This is a genomic window from Actinoallomurus acaciae (assembly GCF_042429965.1).
GTDB lineage: Bacteria > Actinomycetota > Actinomycetes > Streptosporangiales > Streptosporangiaceae > Actinoallomurus > Actinoallomurus acaciae.
The window spans coordinates 1-527 of record NZ_JBHLZP010001298.1 but is presented as its reverse complement, the minus strand read 5'-3'; the positions used below and the strand labels follow the sequence as shown (position 1 = coordinate 527).

At 48.0% G+C, this 527-nt stretch carries 2 protein-coding genes; one reads left to right on the top strand and one right to left on the bottom strand.

The window, feature by feature from the left end; all coding sequences use genetic code 11:
• Nucleotides 1-112: 112 nt before the first annotated feature.
• The gene (locus ACFFNX_RS52650; protein WP_120795372.1) at nt 113-157 is read right to left on the bottom strand and encodes a protein YacM; all 45 of its coding nucleotides are present in this window, start codon (nt 155-157) and stop codon (nt 113-115) included.
• A gap of 24 nt (nt 158-181) precedes the next feature.
• On the opposite strand from ACFFNX_RS52650, the gene coaE reads away from it, so the two are divergent.
• Nucleotides 182-527: dephospho-CoA kinase (coaE, locus tag ACFFNX_RS52645; RefSeq protein WP_378213919.1), on the top strand; the 346-nt coding region annotated here is incomplete at its 3' end.

Sequence of the window (527 nt, the reverse complement as noted above, 5' to 3'; positions counted from 1 at the left end):
CTCCAGTGACGTTATCATACGCACTAATCAATGCGGCGCAAGACTGCGAAATTGTCTTTTTTTACGCTACAATCCCATAAATTTACCTGGTAAATAGTGAGCGAACGTTTCATCAATTTCGCTTTCGTGCGCTCATTTTTAACGTTTTGATAATCATGATGAATTCCCGGGAATATAAATTATGAGGGATATAGTTGCCTTAACGGGAGGCATTGGCAGTGGCAAGAGTACCGTTGCCAATGCGTTTGCTGATCTCGGAATTAACGTCATTGATGCCGATATTATTGCGCGTCAGGTGGTTGAACCAGGTGCACCTGCGCTACATGCCATTGCTGATCACTTTGGCGCTAACATGATTGCTGCTGATGGAACATTGCAGCGCCGGGCCTTGCGCGAGCGGATCTTCGCCAACCCGGAAGAGAAAAACTGGCTTAACGCCCTGCTGCATCCGCTGATTCAGCAAGAGACGCAACACCAGATCCAGCGAGCTACTTCCCCCTATGTACTATGGGTTGTGCCATTGCTGG